The sequence below is a fragment of the Cardiobacterium sp. genome (genome assembly GCF_057314735.1).
This window is the reverse complement of sequence record NZ_DBHKZK010000076.1, coordinates 29,006-51,970: the sequence shown is the minus strand read 5'-3', so window position 1 is coordinate 51,970 and position 22,965 is coordinate 29,006. Positions and strand designations below refer to the sequence as shown.

General features: G+C 57.5%; 18 protein-coding genes and 1 tRNA gene. 10 read left to right on the top strand and 9 right to left on the bottom strand.

Translation table 11 applies throughout. The features are described 5' to 3' along the window. The first annotated feature begins 58 nt into the window (after positions 1–58). Complete coding sequence (locus tag ACO54Z_RS11485) at positions 59–3,706, top strand: calcium-binding protein (protein WP_485997133.1); 3,648 nt, start codon at positions 59–61, stop codon at positions 3,704–3,706. Next, positions 3,675–5,192, top strand: a complete 1,518-nt coding sequence (locus tag ACO54Z_RS11480; RefSeq protein WP_485997132.1) for a putative Ig domain-containing protein — start codon at positions 3,675–3,677, stop codon at positions 5,190–5,192. The genes ACO54Z_RS11485 and ACO54Z_RS11480 overlap by 32 nt, the downstream gene beginning before the upstream one ends. A 656-nt stretch (positions 5,193–5,848) precedes the next feature. Here the strand turns inward: ACO54Z_RS11480 and ACO54Z_RS11475 are convergent. From ACO54Z_RS11475 to pheA, 4 genes are all read right to left on the bottom strand, one after another. Further along, a complete protein-coding gene (locus tag ACO54Z_RS11475) occupies positions 5,849–7,504 on the bottom strand; it encodes a formate--tetrahydrofolate ligase (RefSeq protein WP_485997131.1) in 1,656 nt (551 codons plus the stop codon). 50 nt (positions 7,505–7,554) lie between these two features. After that, positions 7,555–7,815: a chaperone modulator CbpM gene (locus ACO54Z_RS11470; RefSeq protein ID WP_485997130.1), complete on the bottom strand. Its 261-nt coding sequence runs from the start codon at positions 7,813–7,815 to the stop codon at positions 7,555–7,557. Between the two features lie 4 nt (positions 7,816–7,819). After that, positions 7,820–8,755, bottom strand: a complete 936-nt coding sequence (locus ACO54Z_RS11465; RefSeq protein WP_485997129.1) for a DnaJ C-terminal domain-containing protein — start codon at positions 8,753–8,755, stop codon at positions 7,820–7,822. Between the two features lie 111 nt (positions 8,756–8,866). Further along, on the bottom strand, positions 8,867–9,967 hold the full coding sequence (gene pheA / locus ACO54Z_RS11460) for a prephenate dehydratase (protein ID WP_298078678.1): 1,101 nt from the start codon (positions 9,965–9,967) through the stop codon (positions 8,867–8,869). A gap of 65 nt (positions 9,968–10,032) precedes the next feature. Between pheA and ACO54Z_RS11455 the strand changes: the two genes are divergently transcribed. Continuing rightward, positions 10,033–10,647 (top strand): L-threonylcarbamoyladenylate synthase, encoded by a 615-nt coding sequence (locus ACO54Z_RS11455; RefSeq protein WP_485997128.1) that lies wholly within the window; start codon positions 10,033–10,035, stop codon positions 10,645–10,647. A gap of 122 nt (positions 10,648–10,769) precedes the next feature. Here ACO54Z_RS11455 and ACO54Z_RS11450 read toward each other — a convergent pair whose 3' ends face one another. Together ACO54Z_RS11450 and bioB are read right to left on the bottom strand one after the other, a co-directional pair. Beyond that, complete coding sequence (locus ACO54Z_RS11450; protein WP_485997127.1) at positions 10,770–11,900, bottom strand: Fic family protein; 1,131 nt, start codon at positions 11,898–11,900, stop codon at positions 10,770–10,772. Between the two features lie 509 nt (positions 11,901–12,409). Continuing rightward, a complete protein-coding gene (bioB, locus tag ACO54Z_RS11445; protein ID WP_485997126.1) occupies positions 12,410–13,432 on the bottom strand; it encodes a biotin synthase BioB in 1,023 nt (340 codons plus the stop codon). 88 nt (positions 13,433–13,520) lie between these two features. On the opposite strand from bioB, the gene ACO54Z_RS11440 reads away from it, so the two are divergent. Both ACO54Z_RS11440 and fghA read left to right on the top strand, forming a co-directional pair. Beyond that, on the top strand, positions 13,521–14,651 hold the full coding sequence (locus ACO54Z_RS11440) for an S-(hydroxymethyl)glutathione dehydrogenase/class III alcohol dehydrogenase (RefSeq protein ID WP_485997125.1): 1,131 nt from the start codon (positions 13,521–13,523) through the stop codon (positions 14,649–14,651). Next, the gene (gene fghA / locus ACO54Z_RS11435) at positions 14,648–15,508 is read left to right on the top strand and encodes an S-formylglutathione hydrolase (protein WP_485997124.1); all 861 of its coding nucleotides are present in this window, start codon (positions 14,648–14,650) and stop codon (positions 15,506–15,508) included. Before ACO54Z_RS11440 ends, fghA begins: the two co-directional genes overlap by 4 nt. 413 nt (positions 15,509–15,921) lie before the next feature. On the opposite strand, the gene ACO54Z_RS11430 is transcribed toward fghA, so the two are convergent. From ACO54Z_RS11430 to rpsO, 3 genes are all read right to left on the bottom strand, one after another. Then, positions 15,922–16,012, bottom strand: a tRNA-Ser gene (locus ACO54Z_RS11430). Positions 16,013–16,040: 28 nt separating this feature from the next. After that, a complete protein-coding gene (gene pnp / locus ACO54Z_RS11425) occupies positions 16,041–18,122 on the bottom strand; it encodes a polyribonucleotide nucleotidyltransferase (RefSeq protein WP_485997123.1) in 2,082 nt (693 codons plus the stop codon). A 24-nt stretch (positions 18,123–18,146) separates the two neighbouring features. Continuing rightward, positions 18,147–18,413 carry a 30S ribosomal protein S15 gene (gene rpsO / locus ACO54Z_RS11420; RefSeq protein ID WP_004138834.1) on the bottom strand — a complete coding sequence of 89 codons (267 nt, stop codon included), beginning with the start codon at positions 18,411–18,413 and terminating at the stop codon, positions 18,147–18,149. Between the two features lie 213 nt (positions 18,414–18,626). Between rpsO and ACO54Z_RS11415 the strand changes: the two genes are divergently transcribed. The 5 genes from ACO54Z_RS11415 to ACO54Z_RS11395 all read left to right on the top strand — a co-directional run bounded on the left by ACO54Z_RS11415 (position 18,627) and on the right by ACO54Z_RS11395 (position 22,790). Further along, complete coding sequence (locus ACO54Z_RS11415; protein WP_485997122.1) at positions 18,627–20,057, top strand: SLC13 family permease; 1,431 nt, start codon at positions 18,627–18,629, stop codon at positions 20,055–20,057. Between the two features lie 101 nt (positions 20,058–20,158). After that, positions 20,159–20,731 carry an alpha/beta hydrolase gene (locus tag ACO54Z_RS11410; RefSeq protein WP_485997121.1) on the top strand — a complete coding sequence of 191 codons (573 nt, stop codon included), beginning with the start codon at positions 20,159–20,161 and terminating at the stop codon, positions 20,729–20,731. Further along, on the top strand, positions 20,667–20,990 hold the full coding sequence (locus ACO54Z_RS11405) for a hypothetical protein (RefSeq protein ID WP_485997120.1): 324 nt from the start codon (positions 20,667–20,669) through the stop codon (positions 20,988–20,990). The genes ACO54Z_RS11410 and ACO54Z_RS11405 overlap by 65 nt, the downstream gene beginning before the upstream one ends. Positions 20,991–21,013: 23 nt before the next feature. Continuing rightward, positions 21,014–21,907 (top strand): hypothetical protein, encoded by an 894-nt coding sequence (locus tag ACO54Z_RS11400; RefSeq protein WP_485997119.1) that lies wholly within the window; start codon positions 21,014–21,016, stop codon positions 21,905–21,907. A gap of 109 nt (positions 21,908–22,016) precedes the next feature. Then, positions 22,017–22,790, top strand: a complete 774-nt coding sequence (locus ACO54Z_RS11395) for an amino acid ABC transporter substrate-binding protein (RefSeq protein WP_485997118.1) — start codon at positions 22,017–22,019, stop codon at positions 22,788–22,790. Positions 22,791–22,965 lie beyond the last annotated feature (175 nt).

Here is a 22,965-nt window from a genome sequence, read left to right as displayed (position 1 = left end):
GCAGAAAAACTAAATCCTATAAACCAAAGTCGTTTTACAATTTAACAAGGAGCAAATTATGGCATCTATTACCCTGATTTTTAAAAATGCGAAAGATTTTTTTGCATGGGCAAAAAATAACAAAATAGAATTTTTAGCGGAAGGTGGTGCTAGCGCAAGTAGCAACACATTATCTAGTGGAGAAAGTTTATTATTTACTGATAAAGGAACTTTTGACAATTGGACAAATATGAGGCTTACATATGGATCTGGTCTTGTACAAAGCATAAATACCGTGGCCGATGCTCAACAAGCATGGTATCACTATAAAGGCAATACTGCCGCAGCCGCAAGCAGTAGTGCGCTTTCTGCAATGCTGGGGATGGTTCAGGTTACGCTTTCAGGTTTGTCTAGGGCTACAGATGATAACCAATTCACCCAACCGGTTGCCGATGCAGAATTGGGAGAAGTCTGCACAGCACTGGCATCAGGCCTAGCAGCTATCCCGGGCGCACAACCAATTGCTGCTTTGGCGGCTATTGTCGGATTGACTTATACCGCAATTAGTATGTTGACGGGAAAGTCAATGACTTTAGAAGAGCTGTTCTTTGGCTATCATCATGATGTGATTTGGGCATTCTTTGAACCGGGAATGCAGGTACCGCGAGATCCCAATGTTCCTATCTTTCATGAAAAAACAAAATTCGACGCTCTTGTCAAGAATGCAGGAGGAGCAAACATGGCAAAATGGATTCTTAAAGGATATATGGGCGAAGAAACAGGCATAGTAATTAATAGTGAAAATTATCAAGATATTCTAAGTCTCTTATATTATGGAAAATTCAGAGACAAAGATAATAATCCGATAGAAATGGGCGGATTTAAAATTACCATGCTGAATGACAGTACCCGCTATATTTTGGACAAGCTGCATGACAGCAAACATAGCGGGGATATTTCCACCGCCAAGGCCATTATTTATGCGCTGGAAAACCTGAATCCGCTGGCGGTATCCTATCCTACCAAGGAACTGAAAGCTGCTTATGACAGTATCAACCCGGATGATTATTCAGATGAGTGGGTTCAGGCAAGGGCATGGATGCTGCTTGAGTCTTTGGCGGAGAAATTCAAGGTTGACGACGACTATACGCTCAGGACGATCAATGCCATCCGGCAAGAATTTGGTATCCATGAAAGCGATAAAGTCTCTTTTGAAACCGGAGACAAGGAAACCAGCTTTTCCCGTGGTTCGGAGGGCGAAGGTCATCGCGTCATCTTCAATAACGGCAGCCAGGGTATGGAAGGCGGCGAGCGAAATGACATAATTTTTGGCAGCCCGAAAAATGATGTTCTGGTTGGCAATGGCGGCGATGACAAACTGGTAGCACTTGGCGGCAATGACACCCTCAAAGGGGGTGGCGGCAAGAATACGCTGAATGGCGGCAATGGCATGGATACTTACGTTTTCAATACCTCTGCCAAATTTGATGACACGGTCATTGATAGCGATGGGCGTGGCATTATCGAGATAGATGGCAGGAATCTGGCAGAAAAGCCTTTTACCAGCGTGCCTGGTGTGCGTAATGCCTGGTTCGTTTATATCAATGGCAACAAATGGAATGTTCTTTTGACGGCAGACGGCGATTTGGTATTCAATGAGCCCATCCTTGACAATCATTTTGTCATCCGTGGCTGGGCAAAAATGGAGAATGGCCGCATGGGCTTTGTCCTGCCGGAATACAATGACCGTGAGCCGAAAGAAGGCGGGCGCAGTGAAGGCGACTGGCATACGGAAATCATTGACAAGAACAATCATCCGGAGATGGACAAGTGGCGCTACGGTGAATATTACCCCCGCTGGTATGATCGCAATCCTGATGGCGTCATCAATGACGGCATTGCCGAGCAGGATTTTGCCGACGTGATCAACTACAGAAACAATAAGGAGAGCTGGCGAATTTTTGGCAAGGGCGGCAATGATGCTCTCGGCGGCAGCCCGAATAATGACCGTATTTATGGCGGTGAGGGTAATGACCTGATTGCCGGTGGCGGTGGCTCCGACATTATTGATGGCGGTCGCGGTGATGATTTTATTTATGCCAATTCAGATTTGACCGCACGGGAGCGCAGACGCCCGGATGAGCTGTGGGAAATGCCGAAATACGGGAAATCGGTCATTCAGGCAGGAACGACCTGGGGCGTCTATAAAGATAAAGATGACGTCGAGACAACAGATGGTATTTCTCCTACCAAAGAAGATGACGCCAAAACCGGCGGGGATTATCTCTATGGTGCTGATGGCAACGACGAAATTGTCGGCAGCAATCTCAATGACTTTATTTATGGCGACAAGGAGCATAATGAAGAACGGGATGGCAACAGCAGTTATGATGGTGTTGGCCGTGGCAAGGACGAAATTTATGGCATGGGAGGAGATGATTTTATTGAAGGCGGTGGAGAGGATGATTTTATCAATGGCGATGGTCTAACTTCGCCGGGACGCTTAAATAGCGTAAGTGCTGACAAGCATGGTCGCGATACCATCAATGGCGGCAACGGAAAAGACACGATTATTGGTGGTGGCAACAATGATACGATTCACGGCGATAAAGGCGATGATTTTTTGTTTGGCGACCAGTTAAGCAACGCTTCCATTTTGCCCGGCTACCAGCTTCCCCGTGAGTTTCAGGGTGAAGACAAAATTTTTGGCGATGATGGTGATGATGTCATGATGGGCGGTGGCAATAATGACAAATTGTATGGCGGTTCTGGTAATGACACGATTTGGGGAGATTATAATCATCCGGATGACGCGCGAAATTTTTTTGGCAATGACAAAATATGGGGCAATGAAGGCGAAGACGAACTCTATGGCGGTTACGGGGTAGATCACCTGCATGGCGGCGCGGACAAGGATACGCTGCGCGGTGGCGCGCATGGAGATTTTCTTTATGGCGATGACGGTAATGACTTTATGTTTGGCGATGGCGATTATTGCCCCGCAGATATGGAGGGTGCAGATACTATGGAAGGAGGTAAAGGTGATGATGTCATGTTCGGTAATGGTGGCGATGGCGATATGTTATCGGGTGGAGACGGTAATGACGAACTCTACGGCTATGACAACGATTTGCCGGAAAACAATTACATGAAGCCTGACGGGGTAAATTTTTTGTCCGGAGACAAGGGAGACGACAGAATTTTTGGTGCGGGCAATACGGATTATATGTACGGTGGTGATGGCAAGGATTTGCTCGTTGGTAATGCCGGAACGGATTATCTGTATGGTGAAGAAGGCAATGACCGGCTTTATGGCGATAACGGTCAATCCACCTGGAAAAATCCCTATGTACTTACCGGCGATGACTTCCTTTCTGGCGGTGCCGGCAACGATTATCTTGATGGTGGTAACGGTATTGATACGGTGCATGGTGATGAAGGTGATGACACCGTACTTGGCTATTTCGGCAATGATTTTGTTTATGGTGATGATGGTAACGACAAGGTTGCCGGGGGCGCTGGTGATGATTATGTCTATGGCGGTGACGGTAATGACCGGTTATGGGGCGATTGGCCGTTAGACACGCAAGATGCTGACCCCAATGCTGATGGTACGGATCATCTTTTTGGTGGCCGCGGCGATGACCAGATAGACGGCGGCTATGGCGATGACGAGCTGCATGGCGATGAGAGCAATGACATTCTTTACGCCAATGCGGGGGAATGACACGCTGCTGGGCGGCGAAGGAAATGATGAATTGTATGGTGTCAGTGGCACCAACCGACTCTTTGGTGATGAAGGGAATGATATTCTGCGCAGTGGTACCGGCAATGATTATTTGAATGGCGGTTCGGGTAATGACGTTTATTATTTCAAGCGTGATTTTGGCCATGACATTATTGACAATAATGACCGGATTAAAGACCGCGTTGATTATATCCAGTTTGATGCACACAACCGGGACGAAATTGAATTTATCCGTGAGAATGATGATCTGATTATTCGCACATTGGAAGGCGATAACCAGATTACAGTGCTCAAGCATTTTTCCGAAGCAGAGCCGTGGCATTTTATTAATGGCATTCTTTTTGCGGATGGTTCTGTGCTGGATCATCACGATTTCTTCCGGCATGAACCGCCGCCCGCCCCCAATCACCCGCCAGAGGTGGTGCAGCCTTTGGCCAATCTGGCAGTAAAAGCAGATAGTGATATTGGCGGACAAATTGCGCTCAATGCCATTAGCGACCCGGATGGCGAGACGCTTGCGTATCAATTGACGATGTCAGATGGCATTGCGCTGCCAGAGTGGTTGCAATTCGATGCGCAGACCGGCGCGATTAGTGGTCATGCGCCTACGGACAGCAGTCTGCTTCATTTGCGTCTGACCGGGACGGATCATACCGGGGCAAGCGCCTTTACGGATTTCACCTTGCAGGTCAATGCCGCACCGAAAGTGGCGCATTCGCTTGATAATCACCGCGCTGTGGAAGGGCAGGATTTCAGCTTTCAATTGCCGTCTGATACGTTTGTTGATCCGGAAAGTGATCCGCTCAATTTGCAGTTGTTGCAAGGCAATGGCGAAGCATTGCCCGACTGGCTGCATTTTGATGCGGCGAGCGCTACGGTTTCCGGTCATGCGCCGGTGGGCGCGCCGGATTTATCGCTGTCGCTGATTGCCACTGACCCGCTTGGCAATCAGGCACACGCGGATTTTTCGCTGGCTTTGACTGAACCGCCACAATCGGTAAAAACGTCATGGCGCGGCGGCACGGTGCATGGCAAGGATGGCGATGATCAGCTCATTGGCAGCAATTTTAATGATCGCCTGTTTGGCGAGGACGGCAATGATTATTTGAAGACTAAATTCGGCAATGATGTGCTGGATGGCGGCAAGGGCGATGATCGTATGGAAGGCGATTGGGGCAATGATGAATACCACTATCGCGCAGGTGATGGCCATGACACGATTCATGACAGTCATGGCAAGGATACGCTAATTCTGGATGGTATTCGTCAGGGCGATACGCATTTTCTGCTGCGTGGCAATGATTTGGTATTGGAGTTCAAACATGACGGCGGCTCGATTGTGATTGAAAACCACACGGGTCATGGTCGCATCGAGCATTTCCGCTTTGCCGATGTGAATCTGGATCATCATGCGGTGGATGATTTGCTGCGGCAGTTGGGGAATCATCAGCACGGTGTAATGTGATGGTGTTTTTTATACTATGCTCGCCGCCGGTAATATCAGCCCACGCAGGCAATCTTCAAAATATAGGGACAATTGGAGCAGTAGCTGACGCGGTTGGTTCGTAGGTTGGGTTAGCGAGGAACGCGCGTTACCCAACAATTTCTACGTTGGGTTACGGCGCAAGCGCCTAACCCAACCTACGAACTGGGGCGATGACACAGCAATATTGATACTATCGCGCAAAACGCCTCGCGATGAAATATGGCACCGTCTCACTGTAGCCGCCCGCCATCAAACACGGGCGGTTACGGCGGTGCTTTAGAGCCTGTTTAGAGTCTGCGGGTAAAAGCGAAATTCCCCCTCCCCCGCAGGGCGAAGCCCGCAGCGGGGGAGGGTCGGGGTGGGGGTAGCGATATTATCGATAAACCGAAATTCTGCTTTTTCAATTATTTGCTGCCCTCACCCCAGCCCTCTCTCGCTACGCGAGCAATGCTTGTCCCACAGGGAGAGGGAGTATATCGGCGGTTTTACCTGCTCCCGTTCACACAAGAAAACAGGTTTTTCCAGACTCTAAACAGGCTGTTAGAGCCTTTTCACAATCCCGGTTATCCACCTGAATTTTGAACAGGCTCTTAAAAAAACGCGCCCTGCGGCGCGTTTTTTGTGGCGAAAGGCGGTCAGAACAGACCGCTGATGTTGCCGTCCTTATCGACGTCAATGTTATTGGAGGCGGGTGCTTTTGGCAGCCCCGGCATTTTCATGATGGCGCCGGTGATGGCGATGACGAATCCCGCCCCGGCGGCGATTTGCACTTCGCGGATGTTGAGCGTGAAGCCTTGCGGGCAGCCGAGCGCTTTCGGGTCGTCCGATAGCGAGTATTGGGTTTTAGCCATGCACACCGGCAAGTTGCCGTAGCCGAGTTTTTCCAAATCCTGCAAGGTTTTGCGGGCTTCATCGCTCAAGGCAATGTCCGCCGCGCCGTAGAGTTTTTGCGCGATGGTGCGGATTTTTTCCACCAGCGGCATTTCGTCCGGGTAGAGCGGCGCGCAGTGGCTGCTTTCGTGTTCGCAGGTGTCGATGACCGCGCGGGCGAGCGCTTCGCCGCCTTTGCCGCCGTGCGCCCACACTTCGCATAGTGCGATTTTGACGCCGCGTTCGGCGCAGGTTTGCTCAATCAGCGCCAGTTCGGCGTCGCTGTCGCTGTGGAAGCGGTTGATGGCGACGACAACCGGCAGGCCGAAGGCGTTTTTCAGGTTGTCGATGTGTTTGAGCAGGTTGGGCAGGCCTTTTTCAAGCGCGGCGACGTTTTCTGTGCCGAGCGCGTCTTTGGCGACGCCGCCGTTGTATTTGAGGGCACGCACGGTGGCGACGATGACGGCGCAGTCGGGTTTGAGTCCGCCCTTGCGGCTTTTGATGTCGATGAATTTTTCCGCGCCCAAATCCGCGCCGAAGCCTGCTTCGGTCACGGCGTAGTCGCCTAGCGCCAGCGCGCTGCGGGTGGCGATGAGGCTGTTGCAGCCGTGCGCGATGTTGGCAAACGGCCCGCCGTGGACGAAAGCGGGCGTGCCTTCGATGGTTTGCACCAGGTTCGGCTTGATGGCGTCTTTGAGCAGCGCGGTCATTGCGCCTTGCGCTTGCAGGTCGCGCGCGTACACCGGTTCACCGCGACGGTTCCAGGCGACAATCATGTTGCCGAGACGCTCTTTGAGGTCAGCCAAATCGCGCGAGAGGCAGAAGACGGCCATGACTTCGCTCGCCACGGTGATGTCGAAGCCGTCCGGGCGCAGGGTGCCGTCCACCGTTTTGCCGAGGCCGCTGATGATGTGGCGCAGTTGGCGGTCGTTCATATCGACCGCGCGCCGCCAGTTGATGCGTTTCGGGTCGATGTCGAGCGCGTTGCCGTGGTGGATGTGGTTGTCGATGAGCGCGGCGAGGAGGTTGTTGGCCGCGCCGATGGCGTGGAAATCGCCGGTGAAATGCAGGTTGATGTCTTCCATCGGCAGCACTTGCGCGTAGCCGCCGCCCGCCGCGCCGCCTTTCATGCCAAAGACCGGGCCGAGCGAAGGCTCGCGCAGGGCGATGATGGTGCGCTTGCCGAGACGGTTGAGCGCGTCGGCGAGTCCGATGGTGACGGTGGTTTTGCCTTCGCCCGCAGGGGTGGGGTTGATGGCGGTAACGAGGACGAGTTTGCCGGGTTTGTCGCTAGTTTGCGGCGGGATTTTCGCTTTGTATTTGCCGTATTGTTCGAGCTGGTCTTCGCCAATGCCAATTTTGGCGGCGATAGCGCTGATGGGCTGGATGGCCGCTTGGCGGGCGATTTCTGCGTCGGTCATGGTTGGCTCCGGTTGTGAGGGGTTTTCAGGGATGCGGGGAGGGGCGCGGTTTATCGCCCCTTGCGCAGTTCGTCGAGTTCGTCCAGCAGTTGCAGGATGAGGGCGGTGGCGGGGGCGCTCGCCTCGAAGTCGCGGCTGATGCGGTGTGCGCGGCGGATGCGTGCCAGTTGGTAGCCGCTGTAGGTCGCCGCCTGCGGGTCGCCGCTGACGTGGATGATGTCCGCTTCGATGATGCGCACCAGCCAGTCGGCGTCGTCGCCGCAGGCGCGGATGATTTCGTGGTAAGTGAGCTGTATGTCTTGTCCGTTCATGGTTTTATCCTTTGGCGTAGTGGTCGGCGAGTTGTTGCCAGAGGGCGCGGGCGCTGTCGTCGGCGGCGCGCGGCAGTTCGATGTTGAGGACGAGGTAGAGGTCGCCCGGCTCTTTGGCGGGAATGCCTTTGCCTTTGAGGCGCAGGTTCTGACCGCCCCGGCTGCCCGCCGGGATGTTCACCCCCAGTTTGCCCGCAGGCGTGGCAACTTCTACTGTGCCGCCGAGGACCGCCGTCCACGGCGCAATGTCAAGGCGCTGGTAAACGTCCTTGCGGTCCTTGACGTAGTGCTGCGGGTCTTCGCGGAAGCGGATTTTGAGGTAGAGGTCGCCGTTTTCGCCGCCGTTAAAGCCCGGCAAGCCCTGGCCGCGCAGGCGGATTTGCTGGCCTTCGCTGATGCCTTTCGGGATTTTGACGTGCAGGGTTTTGCGCGCGTAGGTCATTTCGCCGTCGGCGGTCAGCGTCGGCATTTCCAGGCTCAAACTGCGCTCGCTGCCCGCGTAGGCGGCGGCGATGTCTATCGCCAGTTCGGCGTGCTGGTCTTCGCCGGGGACGGGCGTGGTCGGGCGCTGCGCGCGGCGCTGTTGTGCGTGGCCGAAGGCGCTGAAGATGTCGTCAAAGCGGAAATCGCCGCTGCCAAAGGGTTGGCCGTCGCCGAAGTGGCGTTCGTCGAAGTGGTAGCCGCCGAAGCCGCCGCCAAAGTCCGGCGCTTCGCGTCCGGCGTAGGGGTTGGCAAGCAGGGCGTCGTATTCGGCGCGCTTGGCCGGGTCTTTGAGGACGTTGTACGCCTGGTTGATTTCGCTGGTTTTTTTGTCCGCGTCCGGGTCGGTGCTGATGTCCGGGTGGTACTTGCGCACCAGCTTGTGATACGCCTTTTTGATGTCGGCGGCGCTGGCGTCTTTGGCGACGCCGAGGGTGTCGTAGTGTTTTTTTTGGCTCATAGGTTTGCGGGTTGTGGTTGGAATGGGTTTGGCGGGGTGGTGGACGATTCGATAGCGAGGTATGCGGGCAAACCCCACCCCCGCCCCCTCCCCCACAGGGGGAGGGGAGATTTATTTCAGCACCGCCTGCGGGTAACTGCCGAGCACGCGGAACAGGCTGGCGCTGTCCTGGATTTCGGCGAGCAGGCTGTGCATATTCGGCTCTTGCTGGTGGCCGTCGAGGTCGATGAAGAAGATGTACTCCCAGATGCCCTGTTTGCTCGGACGCGATTCGATGCGGGTCATGTTGATGCCGTGGCGGCCAATCGGCTCCAGCAGTTTGTAAAGCAGGCCGGGGCGGTTTTGCGAGGAGACGAGGATGGTGGTTTTGTCGCGCCCGCTCGGTTCGGTCGTGTCCTTGCCGATGACGAGGAAACGGGTGGTGTTGTTGCCGTCGTCTTCGATGTGGGCGTAGCGCAGCGGCACGCCGTAGCGCTCGGCCGCCATTTGTCCGGCGATGGCGGCGGCGGTCGGCTCGGCGGCGGCAAGTTTGGCCGCTTCGGCATTGCTGGCGACGGTGACGGTTTCCACTTCCGGCAGGTTTTCCGCGAGCCAGTTGCGGCATTGCGCCAGCGACTGGCTGTGCGAATAGACGCGGCGGATACCGGCGAGGGTGTCGGCGTGGGTCAAGAGGTTCTGGCCGATGCGCAGCAGCACTTCGCCGCAGATGAAAAGCGGCGAGGTGGCGAAGCTGTCCAAGGTGTGCGTCACCATGCCTTCGGTCGAGTTTTCCACCGGGACGACGCCGTAATTGCAGGCGCCGCTTTCCACCGCCTTGAACACGTCCGGGATGGCGCGCATCGGCCGCGTCTGCACCGAATGGCCGAACTGCTTCAGCGCCGCGGCCTGGGTGAAAGTGCCTTCCGGGCCGAGGTAGGCGATTTCCAGCGGCAATTCCAGCGCCAGACAAGCGGACATGATTTCGCGGAAAAGCCGCATCGCTTCCTGATCGGGCAGCGGGCCGTCGTTTAACGCGGCGATGCGTTCCAGCACCTGCCGCTCGCGTTCGGGGCGGTAAAAATCCGGCTTGGCGCTATTGGCGGCCTTCTTCACTTCGCCGACCTGCTGCGCGCAGCGGGCGCGGGCGGAGAGGCGGGCGAGGATTTCGGCATCAAGCGCGTCGATTTGCGCGCGCAGCTCGGCAAGGGTGGGCAGCGGGGTAGGCGTAGTCATCGGTTGCTCCGGTTCAGGCGGGGCGTGTTATTCTCGCACATTCCTTAATTACCCCGGAAAACCCCATGAGCGAAACCCTCGAAATCCACCCGGCGCGCATCAAGCCGCGCGACATCGCCCGCGTGGTCGAAACCCTGCACGCGGGCGGCGTGGTCATCGCGCCGAGCGACTCCGGCTACGCCCTGCTCTGCCAGCTTGACGACAAGGCTGCCGCCGAAAAAATCCGCCACATCCGCGCCCTTGACCGCGACCACCCCTTCACCATCCTCTGCGCCGACCTGACCGGGCTGGCGCACTACGCCCGCGTCGATAACGTGCAGTTCCGCCTGCTGAAGACGCTGTTCCCCGGCGCCTTTACCTGCATATTGCCTGCCAGCCGCGAAGTGCCGCGCCGCGTGCAGAACGACAAGCGCAAAACCATCGGCATCCGCGTCCCCGACCACCCGGTGATGCAGGCGATACTGCGCGAACACGGCGAGGCGCTGATGGGCGTCTCGCTCTTTGACAGCGACGCTTATGACGCCGATATTCACGACCTGCCCGCCGCCGTGACCGGGCAGGTGGCGCTGATGGTGGACGCAGGCGACGTACCGCTGCGCCCAACCACGGTGCTGGATTTGACCGAAATGCCGCCTGTCGTGCTGCGCCAGGGCGCGGGGGATGCTTCCGGGTTGACGTGAGTGCGGTTTGCTGCCGGATAAAACAAACGCCCGCTGCGGGATAGCGGGCGTTTTTTTGTGCCTCATCCATGCGCCACAAAAAAATTTGTGTCTCAAATTTTGCGGAAAATGAGGCATAAATGTCAGATACGCACCAACCGCAGCAGCGGCTCAAAGGCGTAAAGGGCGGGGCGGCTGCCAGCGGCTTCTTCCACTACCTCAATAATCTGATGCTGCTCCAGTTGCTTGAGGTGGCGTTGCAGCGAGGATTTAACGATACCGCTCGCGGGCGCAAAACGGCTGCTTTTGAACACCGGTTGGGCAAAGAGCGCATCCAGAATCAGAATGGTCTGCCGTGAAGCAAGGATTTCCGTCAGGCGGGTTTTCATGTCTTCGTAAAGCGCAGTAATTTCCTCGGCAATTTTCATGTTTTGTTGCGCCTGCGTGTGAATGGCACGGCAGAAAAAGGCACACCAGCCCGACCAGTCACCATCGGCGGAAACGGCGCGCATCTGTTCGATATATTCGTCTTTGTGTTCTTCAAAAAAGTGACTGATATAAAAATGCGGCGCGCTGATTTGCCGCATTTGCCAAAGCAGTAATGGAATCAGCATCCTGCCAATACGTCCATTGCCATCCTTGAACGGGTGCAGCGCCTCAAATTCGATATGGGCAATGGCGGTTTTAATCAGCGGATGGTGATTGTCCTCATCATTGATATAGCGGAAAAGTGAATCCAGCCCGGCCTGCAAATGTTCGGGGGCAATGGGGATAAAATCAATTTGGCGTGAGCCGCGCCGCCCGATGTAGTTTTGCGCCGTTTTGAATTGCCCCGGCGTTTTCTCCGCGCCGCGTCCCAGGCTTAATAATCCCTGGTGCATGGTACGAATGAGCTGCGGGCTGAGCGGGCGTCCTTCCAGCAGGATGTGTTGCGCGGATTTGAGCGTGCGTTGATAGAGCAGCGTTTCGATGGTGTCCTGCCGCACCTCGCGCGGTGTCTGCTCTGCTTCGGCCTCCGCCTCATAGCGCAGGATTTCATCGAGCGTGCTGATGGTGCCTTCGATGCGCGAGGAGATAACCGCTTCACGGCTGCGCAACGGCGCAAGCAGGATTTCGCTGTTGTGCAGCGTTTTCAGCATCTGGTCGTAGCGCGCCAGCGATTCGGCAGCGGTCAAGATTTCGTTGAAAAAGCGTGGTAAATCCAGCGATTGCGGCGGGAATGCGCCGTAGTGGTAGTCCACGGCGCGGCTGAGGTCAATGGTGAGGTCGGGCATTTGTGTCTCGTTTTTCCGTTTTTTTGATGCACAAACGGAATTGTACCCCATCCATGCGCCACAAAAACATTTGTGCCTCAAATTTGGCGAAAAATGAGTCACAAATACGGAAAAAGGGGGAGTGCGCGCAGGGGGGGGGCTTGCCCCACCGTCGCGCAACCGTTGCCATGCGCCGGACGGTACGCCAAGGCGCACCCTATGGCGGGGCGGTTTGGCGGATATCCGGGGAGTTGTAGGTCGGGCATTCATGCCCGACGTTTTTTGATGTCGGCCATAAATGGCCGACCTACGCGCTGCTCGCATGGGTTTGGCGACAATGAGATGATAGAGTATTCTGCAGCGACACGTTTTGCGTGAGTGTATCAGGTGTGCCGCTGCCCCAATGCCCGCGTGCGTGTTGGCTGCACCGCCACACGCTACGCACGGGTTGCCGCATTCATGGCGACGGTTTTGCGACGGTGGGACAAGCCCCCACCCTACGGATAGCCCGCAGCCCGAATGACGGCCGCTCACGGTGCGCCCTCTACCTGCGTTTGTCGCCGCGGGTAATACATCCCCACCGCTGCCCGCGGTGGTGGCGGTTCTTCTGGCGCCGCGCGCATTTGCGGGTTGAGGTCGAGTTTGGCAAACAAGGCAGCGTCGCGGTCTTCTTCCGGGTTGGGCGTGGTCAGCAGTTTGCAGCCGTAGAAGATGGAATTGGCGCCCGCCATGAAGCACAGCGCCTGCATTTGTTCGTTCATGCTTTCCCGCCCGGCGGAGAGGCGCACCGCCGATTTGGGCATGAGGATGCGGGCGACGGCGATGACGCGGATGAAATCGAAGGGCTCAAGGTCGTCGGCGTGCGCCAGCGGTGTGCCCTTGACCCGCACCAGTTGGTTAATCGGCACGCTTTCCGGCGGCGGCTCAAGGTTGGCAAGCTCCACCAGCATGGCAAGGCGGTCGTCTTCCGCTTCGCCCATGCCGAGGATGCCCCCGGAGCAGATTTTCATCCCCGCCTTGCGCACGTTTTCCAGGGTGTGCAGGCGGTCGTCGTAGTTACGGGTGGTGATGATTTCGCCGTAGTAGCGGCGGCTGGTGTCGAGGTTGTGGTTGTAGTAGTCCAGCCCCGCATCGGCAAGCGTCTGTGCCTTGTTTTCATCGAGCATGCCGAGGGTCATGCAGGTCTCGAGACCGAGCGCCTTCACCCGCCGCACGACTTCAACGAGATACGGCATGTCTTTTTCTTTGGGGTCGCGCCATGCCGCGCCCATGCAGAAGCGGGTCGCGCCCTGTTCGCGCGCGCGTTCGGCGGCAGCCAGGATTTCATCAATTTTCAGAAGCGCTTCGCGCGCGACACCGGTGTGGTAACGCGCGCTTTGCGGACAGTATTTGCAATCTTCGGGACAAGCCCCGGTCTTGATGGAAAGCAGGGTGCTGATCTGGATATGCTGCGGGTCGTGGTGGGCACGGTGCACGGTTTGCGCCTGATAAAGCAGTTCCATGAAGGGCAGTTGATAGAGCGCTTGCGCGCGGGCGAGGGTCCAGCGGGGCATGTTTTTAACCTGTGGGGATGGGGCGCTAAGTGTACAATGCGCCTTCCCTGTTTTTCAGGGGTTTCTACCACTTTCAGCAAGGATTTTTATGGACTTTATCAAGACCCGCGCCGCCGTTGCCTGGGCGCCGAAGCAGCCGTTGGTTATCGAAGAACTGGATTTGATGCCGCCGCAGAAGGGCGAAGTGCTGGTGCGCATCGTCGCCAGCGGCGTCTGCCACACCGACGCCTACACCCTGGACGGGCTGGACGCGGAAGGCGTCTTCCCCTGTGTTCTCGGTCACGAGGGGGCGGGCATCGTCGTCGCGGTCGGCGAAGGCGTAACCAGCGTCGCCCCCGGCGATCACGTCATCCCGCTTTATACCGCCGAATGCGGCGAATGCGAGATGTGCCGCTCCGGCAAGACCAATCTCTGCTCGGCGGTGCGCGCCACCCAGGGCAAGGGGCTGATGCCGGACGGCACGGTGCGTTTTTTCAAGGACGGCCAGCCCATTTATCACTACATGGGCTGCTCGACCTTTTCCGAATACACCGTGGTCGCCGAGGTCAGTCTCGCCAAAATCCAGCCGGAGGCGGATTTGCGCGAAGTCTGCCTGCTCGGCTGCGGCGTCACCACCGGCATGGGCGCGGTCATCAAGACGGCGAAGGTGCAGGCGGGCGATAGCGTCGCCATTTTCGGCCTCGGCGGCATTGGGCTTGCCGCCATCATCGGCGCGCGGATGCAGGGCGCGGGACGCATCATCGGTATTGACGTCAACCCGGACAAATTCCCGCTCGCGCGCAAGCTCGGTGCGACCGACTGCATCAACCCGCGCGATTTCAACCAGCCGGTTCAGGACGTCATCATTGACCTCACCGGCGGCGGCGTCGATTACTCCTTTGAGTGCATCGGCAATGTCGATGTGATGCGCTCGGCGCTGGAATGCTGCCACAAGGGCTGGGGCGAATCGGTCATCATCGGCGTCGCCCCGGCGGGCGCGGAAATCCGCACGCGGCCGTTCCAGCTCGTCACCGGGCGCGTCTGGCGCGGCTCGGCCTTCGGCGGCGTCAAAGGGCGCAGCGAACTGCCCGGCATCGTCCAGCAATACCTCGACGGCAAATTCCGCCTCGACGACTTCATCACCCACACCATGCCGCTCGAAGACATCAACCGCGCCTTTGAGCTGATGCACGCGGGCAAATCCATCCGCAGCGTCATCCACTACGGGGACGCGGCATGAGCGCGCCGGAGCTGCTCGCCTGCAACAAGGCATTCGGCGGCGAACAGCGGCGCTACCGCCACCACGCCGACAGCACCGCCTGCGCCATGACCTACGGCCTCTACCTGCCGCCGCAGGCGTTGGCGGGCGCGCGCGTGCCGCTGCTCTACTGGCTTTCCGGCCTCACCTGCACCGACGAAAACTTTGCGACCAAAGCCGGGGCGCAGCGCTACGCTGCCGCATACGGCCTCGCCCTGGTCATGCCGGACACCTCACCGCGCGGCGCGGATGTCGCCGACGACCCCGGCTACGACCTCGGCCAGGGCGCGGGGTTCTATGTGAACGCCACCCGCGCGCCGTGGGCGGCGCACTACCAAATGTACGACTACATCGTGCAAGAACTGCCCGCCTTCCTCGAACAACATCACCCCGTCAGCGACCAGCGCAGCATCGCCGGACACAGCATGGGCGGCCACGGCGCGCTACAAATCGCGCTGAAAAACCCGCGGCAATTCGCCGCCGTCTCCGCCTTCGCGCCGATAACGAATCCCAGCGAAACGCCGTGGGGACAAAAAGCCTTCACCGCCTATCTCGGCGACGACCGCGCCCGCTGGGCGGAATACGACAGCACGGCGCTGCTGCAAACCCTGCAACAGCCGCTGCCGATACGCATCGACCAGGGCGACGCCGACGAATTCCGCCCGCGCGAATTGCAGGCGGACGCATTCGCCGCCCGCGCGCAGGCATTAGGGATTGACGTGGAATACCACCTCCGCCCCGGCTACAACCACAGCTACTACTTCATCGCCAGCTTCATCGGCGAGCATATCGCCTGGCACGCGGCGGCGCTGGGGTTGCGCCCCGCCAACCAGCCATAAAATCAACGATTGATAGGCAAGATACACAGCCCTTGCCTATCCGCAGCAATCAGGTCATTGCAAACATACGCTGTGCGGATGCCATTTGCACCGCTACCCATTCAGACATATGGTGCACTCAAAATTCAGTACAAGGCGCGCCGCCTGACCGTATGAGGCTTTCGGTGGACGGCGATAAAATCATCGTGCTATGACCAATTTATAGTTCGGGCGGTTACGGACTTCGTCCTAACCGCCCCTACGTTTTGAGGGGTATTTGCGTGGATTGTTATGGCAATCCACGCCTCATATTGTGTTGCATCGCCTCGCTGTACAGGGCTTGTGAGGATTGCTATAGACCGCGCCTTTGTCATTTCACACGGGCAAGATTGGAACGAAAAAAACCACCTTGAACAAGGTGGTTTTTTGGGTGGTGGCGGAGAGAGGGGGATTCGAACCCCCGATACGCTATTAACGTATACACACTTTCCAGGCGTGCGCATTCGACCACTCTGCCATCTCTCCGGTTTGGTCGTGTTAAACGGGGCACGGATTATAACGAATTTTTTGCCTCTTTGATAGAGAGTCTGACGCGGCCCTGGCGGTCAATTTCCAGCAGTTTGACTTTAACTTCCTGGCCGACGCTGAGTTCGTCTTCGACGTTATTGACGCGGTGTTCGGCGATTTGCGAGACGTGTACCAGCCCTTCTTTGCCGGGGAGGAAGGCGACAAAGGCGCCGAAGTCGGTGATTTTCACCACTTTGGCGTCGTAGATGCGGCCGATTTCCGGTTCGGCGGTGATTTCTTCGATGATGCGGCGGGCATCGTCGGCGGCAGTTTTGTCCACGGCGGCGATTTTGATGGTGCCGTCGTCTTCGATTTCGATGGTGGTACCGGTAGTCTCGGTGATGCTGCGGATAGTCGCACCACCTTTGCCGATGACGTCCTTGATTTTTTCGACGTCAATGCGCAGGGTGGTGAAGCGCGGTGCGTATTCGGAGATTTCGGCGCGCGGTTGGGCAATCGCCTGGTTCATGATTTCAAGGATGTGCAGGCGTCCGGCTTTGGCCTGGGTCAGCGCCTGTTCCATGATTTCGCGGGTGATGCCGTCAATTTTGATGTCCATTTGCAGGGCGGTAACGCCATTGGCGGAACCGGCAACTTTGAAGTCCATGTCGCCGAGGTGGTCCTCGTCACCGAGGATGTCGGAGAGGACGGTGAAGCGCTCGCCTTCTTTGACCAAACCCATGGCAATGCCTGCCACCGGAGTTTTGACCGGTACGCCGGCATCCATCAGCGCGAGACTGGTGCCGCAAACGGAGGCCATCGAGCTGGAGCCGTTGGATTCGGTGATTTCGGAGACGACGCGGATGGTATAGGGGAAGGTGCTTTCCGGCGGCAGGATGGCGGTAACGCCGCGACGCGCGAGGCGGCCATGACCAATTTCGCGGCGCTTGGGCGAGCCGACGCGCCCGGTTTCGCCGACGCTGAACGGTGGGAAGTTGTAGTGCAACATGAAGATGTCGCGGTATTCGCCGGTCAGCGCGTCGATGATTTGTGCATCACGACCGGTGCCGAGGGTGGCGACGACCAGCGCTTGGGTTTCGCCACGGGTAAAGAGGGCGGAGCCGTGCACGCGCGGCAATACGCCGGTGCGGATGGTAATCGGGCGCACGGTCACGGTATCGCGGCCGTCAATGCGCGGCTCTTTGGCGAGGATGCGGTCGCGTACGACGCGGTATTCGAGGTCGTGTACGGTGTTGCCGACGGCGGTGTCAGTCCAGCCGTCTTCGCTCACCAGTGCGGTTTGTGCTTCTTCGTGAATGGCAGCAACGGCAGCCTGGCGTTCTTGTTTGTCGGCGATTTGGTAGGCGGCGACGAGTTTGTCGTGTGCCAGTTCGCGGACTTTGGCGATGAGCGCTTCGTCAGCGGGGGCGGGTTGCCAGTCCCAGGCGGGTTTGCCCGCTTTGGCGGCCAATTCGCGGATGGCGTTGATGACAACCTGCATTTGTTCGTGGCCGTACATGACGGCGCCGAGCATGATGTCTTCCGGCAGTTCGTTCGCCTGTGATTCGACCATCAGCACCGCGCCTGCGGTACCGGCGACGACGAGGTCAAGGTCGGAGGTTTGCAGTTCTTTGTCGGAAGGATTGAGCAGGTAGGCGCCGTTTTGGTAGCCGACGCGCGCTGCGCCAATCGGGCCGTTGAACGGCACACCGGAGAGGGCGATGGCGGCGGAGGCGCCAATCATCGCTGGGATGTCAGGATTGACGTCGGGGTTGACCGACATGACGCTGGCGATGACTTGTACTTCGTTGAAGAATCCTTCGGGGAAGAGCGGGCGCAGCGGACGGTCAATCAGGCGGGAGACGAGGGTTTCGTTTTCGCTGGGACGGCCTTCGCGACGGAAATAGCCGCCGGGGATACGACCGGCGGCGTAGGATTTTTCTTGGTAATCAACGGTCAGCGGAAAGAAGTCCTGTCCTTCGGCGACGGTTTTTTTGGCAACGGCGGTTACGAGTACGACGGTGCCTTCCATGTTGACCATGACGGCGCCATCCGACTGGCGGGCGATTTCGCCGCTTTCCAGGGTAACTTGATGTTTGCCGTAGCTAAAGGTGATGCTTTCTTTCACGCTGACTGCCTCGCTCGGTCTGGATTAGCGGCGCAGACCGAGGTCGGCGATGAGCTGGCGGTAGCCGTCGTAGTTGACGCGCTTGTAGTAGTCGAGCAGGCGGCGGCGCTGGCTGACCATTTTCAAAAGACCGCGACGGGAGTGGAAGTCTTTTTTGTGGGTGTTGAAGTGTTCTTGCAGGTCAAGGATGCGCGCGGTGAGCAGGGCGATTTGCACTTCCGGCGAGCCGCTGTCCCCTTCTTTGCGCTGGTATTTTTTGATGATTTCGCTTTTGTTTTCAGCGGTAAGCATGTTTGTCTCCAATTAAGTTTCACGTTGCCGATGGCGTTGGGCCTGTGAAAAGAGCGCGGATTTTACGGAGGTTTTCCGGCAAAAGCAAGGCGCTTTTCGCGCGGCGACGGTTTTAGGGCGCTGCGGTGATTGGCCTGAAATTTTAGTATTTTTTTCTTCCCCATTTCTTTTGTAGTGCTTTATATTAAGTGCGGGTAAATTTATTGTGAGGTTATGTTTATGTCTGTGAATTCGCCTGTTACTTCCAACGAAATCAAGGGTTTTTTCCCGCCCGGTATTGTTACCGGCATCGGGATTATTCTCGTCGCGCTGGTGGTCGCCAGACTCGCTTATAGCGTGCTGCCGTATTCGCCCGACGCCAACAAGGGACTTTCTCTGCTGATTTTTATCGCTATTTTGTGGTTCACCGAGGCGGTGCACATCAGTTTGACCGCCATCATGATTCCAATCGGCGCGTTGCTGCTGCATCTGCCCGCCAGCGTCGGCAAGGATGGTACGGTTACCGCGATGACGATGAAGTCGGCGCTGGCCGGTTTTGCCGACCCGATTATTTATTTGTTCCTCGGCGGTTTTGCGCTTGCCACCGCCTTGCAGGTGCAGAAGATTGACAAGAAGATTGCCAGCGCCATTATTCATATGGCCGGTTCGAGCATGTTGTGGTCAGCGGTGGGTCTGTGCGTCGTCACGGCTTTCCTTTCGATGTGGATTTCCAACACCGCCACCGCGGCGATGATTCTGCCGCTGGCGCTCGGCCTGCTTTCGTCCGTGGATAAGAATGACCGCGGCACGCGCGTTTTCGTACTGCTCGCGGTCGCTTATTCGTCCAGTATCGGCGGGATGGGTATGCTGCAAGGCTCGCCGCCGAACGGTATCGCCGCCAAGCAACTGGGCATGGGCTTTACTGAGTGGATGCGCCTCGGTCTGCCGATTACCTTCATTTTGATGCCGGCGATGTTTGTCACGCTGTGGATTGTCTGCAAGCCGAATTTCAAACAGAAGATCCGCCAGGACAATGAGGAAGACATTCCCTGGACCGGCATCCGCGTGCTGACGCTGATTGTCTTCGCGCTGACTGCATTGGCGTGGATTTGTGGCGATCAGCTGAAAGCGATGGGCATCAACGCTCCCGATACTTTCGTCGCCCTCTGCGCGATTATTGCGGTGGTCGTGCTGGGGCTTGCCAGCTGGAAAGATGTGACCGACAACACCGACTGGGGTGTACTGCTGCTCTTTGGCGGCGGCATTACCCTGAGCAGCGTTCTCGGCGCGTCCGGGGCGTCCAAGGAAATCGGGCAGATGATTGCCAGCGCCTTCGGCAGCAGCTCGCCTTTTGTCATTATTTTGGTGGTCGCCACGTTCATTATTTTCCTCACCGAGTTCACCAGTAACACCGCCTCGGCGGCGCTGCTCGTGCCGGTGTTTGCTTCGGTCGCGGCGCAAACCGGCATGCGCGAAGACGTGCTGGTTATGGTCATCGGCATCGGTGCTTCCTGCGCCTTCATGCTGCCGGTCGCCACCCCGCCGAACGCGCTGGTGTTCGGCACCGGCGAGGTCAAACAGCGCGATATGTTCCGCGCCGGGCTGGTGCTGAACCTGGTCAGTATCGCCGTGGTCGCGCTGTTCGCTTACTACGTCATTCTGTAAATATTTACCCGAGAAAAGCCCGCGTCATGCGGGCTTTTTTCATACCCGTCTCGCGATAACGACGGGTAAAATCCCACTATCACAGCTACGGACACACGCTTATGAAAAAACCCCTCCTCCTTGCCGCCGCGATCGGTGCGACCGCCGCCGGCTGGCAACCCGCGCAACTGCCGCAAGCCGCAGAAATCACCGTCACTTCCGCCCACAGCGGGCGCAGTTACCGCATCCAGACCGCCACCATCGGTGAGGCACCGCCGGCGGGCTATCCGGTGCTGTACCTGCTCGACGGCGACACATACTTTCCCTACGCGCTGCCGCTCGCGCAAACCCTGCTCAACCCGCCCGGCGCGGGCGAAAAACGCGCGCTGGCCCTCGTCGGCATCGGCTACCCCTGCGGCAAAATGCTCGATTTGGCGCAGCGCACGCGCGACTACACCCCGCCGCTGGCCGATGGTGACGGCGACAGCGGCGACGCCGAAGCCTTCGCCCGCTTTCTCGATGAAGAACTGCCGTCGCTGCTCGCCGCGCGCATCCCCATCGACCGCAGCCAGCAAAGCCTGTTCGGCCACTCCTACGGTGGTCTTTTCGCCCTCTACCACCTCTACACCCGTGGCACCATGCGCGGCTATTACCTCTCCAGCCCGTCCATCTGGTGGGAAAACCCGCCGCATTGACGCCTTCGCCGACCGCTACCACGCCCCGGCGAACCGCCTCACCATCCGCATCAGCGCGGGCAGCGGCGAACAGGCCGTCCCCGGCGACGAAAAACGTCGCCGTCGCGCGATGATAGAAAACGCCCAGGCGCTGGCCGCACAACTGCAACAAAGCCAAAGCGATACCACCTTTACCCTGCTTGAGGGCGAAAACCACGGCAGCGCCGCCTTTGCCGCGCTGAAAGCATTGCTGCAAACGCCGGGCGACAGCGCGCCATAAATCCAATCGGAAAGGAATGCGTCATGAAAACCGTACCAGACGAATATCCCGCACACGAAACCTTATGGCGCTTTGCCATTATCTGGACTATCGTCGCCTGCATCGCGGCGCCCCTGATTATCGGATATATCCTGAAAAAACCGTTCGATCCCAATCAAATACTCGTATCCAATGACACCCTTGAGCGGATATACGCAAGGTCGGACAAGGAAGTGATGTTTGGCATGAAAGTCGCCTTTTGTATTGCCCTGTCCTTTGGCTTTCCTTGTGCGCTTGCCATCGGGAAACTGATTGCCGGTGCCCGTTGTTATAAAAATATTGCGGGCATTATTGTGACAACCATCATTTCCGCTTTGACGGGAGTACTATTTTCGTTAATACCGTTTTTTCCTTTGTTAATGCTGATCGCTGCCCTGGGAAATTCATCTGATGGTCCTTCTCCCTTATTTTTTATGACGTTACAGATTTCCGCCCTTAACGGATTCATCACTGCGATTATTGCCCTGCCTTCCCGCCAGCACAATGCAGCGGACGGGCATTTGACAGATACGGATTTGACCGATATGGCCGACGCCGAAATACCAGCCGTTGATGCATTGCCACCGTCCCCCTTCACCTTTGCCGAAGCAAGGCTGCAGGCAGCCGCCGCAATAAAAGAACTGCTGTACACCCAGGCAGATTTGCAAGGCACGCCACCGCCATATCTTTCCCGTGACTACATGGAAGCCGAAAGCTGCTGGATATTTTTCCGCCATGAGCGCATTCATGTTTCACCAGCAAGCGGTCCGGCAAACCGCGCCATTGCCGTCAGCAAAAAAGGTGAAGCAAGGCTTGTCGCCGATTACCGTGACAATCCGGAACGCGCCAGGGAATATCTGCAAACCATCTCGGATCATTTCATCCGGCACGGCAGGTAAGGTCGGACATAGAACGAAAAGTTATCACCCCATGCCAAACAGTGCTTGGCGCGTCCGCCCGCCCCGCCTACAATGCGCCGCCTCATTCATTCCCTTTGGAGCTATTCCCATGAAAAAACTGCTGCTCGCTGCCGTCACCCTCGCCTTCACCCAGGCACACGCCGCCGAATCACTGCTGGAGCGTATCAACAACCACGGCACCGTCACCGTCGGCACCGAAGGCACTTACGCGCCGTTCACCTATCACGACGAGAGCGGCAAGCTCACCGGTTATGACGTGGAAGTGACCCGCGCCGTCGCCGACAAGCTCGGTTTCAAGGTCGATTTCAAGGAAACGGCATGGGACGCGATGCTCGCCGGACTCAAGGCGGAACGCTTCGATCTGGTCGCCAACCAGGTCGGGCTGACCACGCCGGAGCGCCGCGCCACGTTCGACAAGTCCGCCGAGTACAGTTATTCCGGGCCGATGGCGGTCGCCCGTGCCGATGACGACCGCATCAAGACGCTGGCCGACGTCAAGGGGCTGAAATCCGCGCAGACGCTGTCCAGCAATTACGGCGAGATGGCGCGCGAAGCGGGCGCGGAAATCGTGCCGATTGACGGGCTGGCGCAGGCGATTGTCGTCGTCCAGCAAAAACGCGCCGATTTCACCTTTAACGACTCGCTCGCCCTGCTCGATTATATGAAGAAGAACCCGGATTCCGGCCTGCGCGTCGCCTGGCGCGCCGATGCAGATAAAAAAATCGGCTCCGGCTTTGTCACCAACAAGGGCAACGACGAAGCGCTCGCCAAAATCAGCGCGGCGGTGGAAGAACTGCGCGCCGACGGCACGCTGAAGAAACTCGGCGAGCAGTTCTTTGGCGAAGATGTGAGTGTGAAGTAAGCGCCTGTTCAAATTTATATTCCAAGGGGGCAGACCGGCAACCAGTATAGGGTGCGCCTTGGCGCACCGCCCCGGCGCAAATACGGGCAAACGCCTTTTTACATACACCTTTCCCGCTACCCTGTATGTAAATGGCGTGGGGGTCTTGACCCACCATAGCGGAACATCCAGGTTT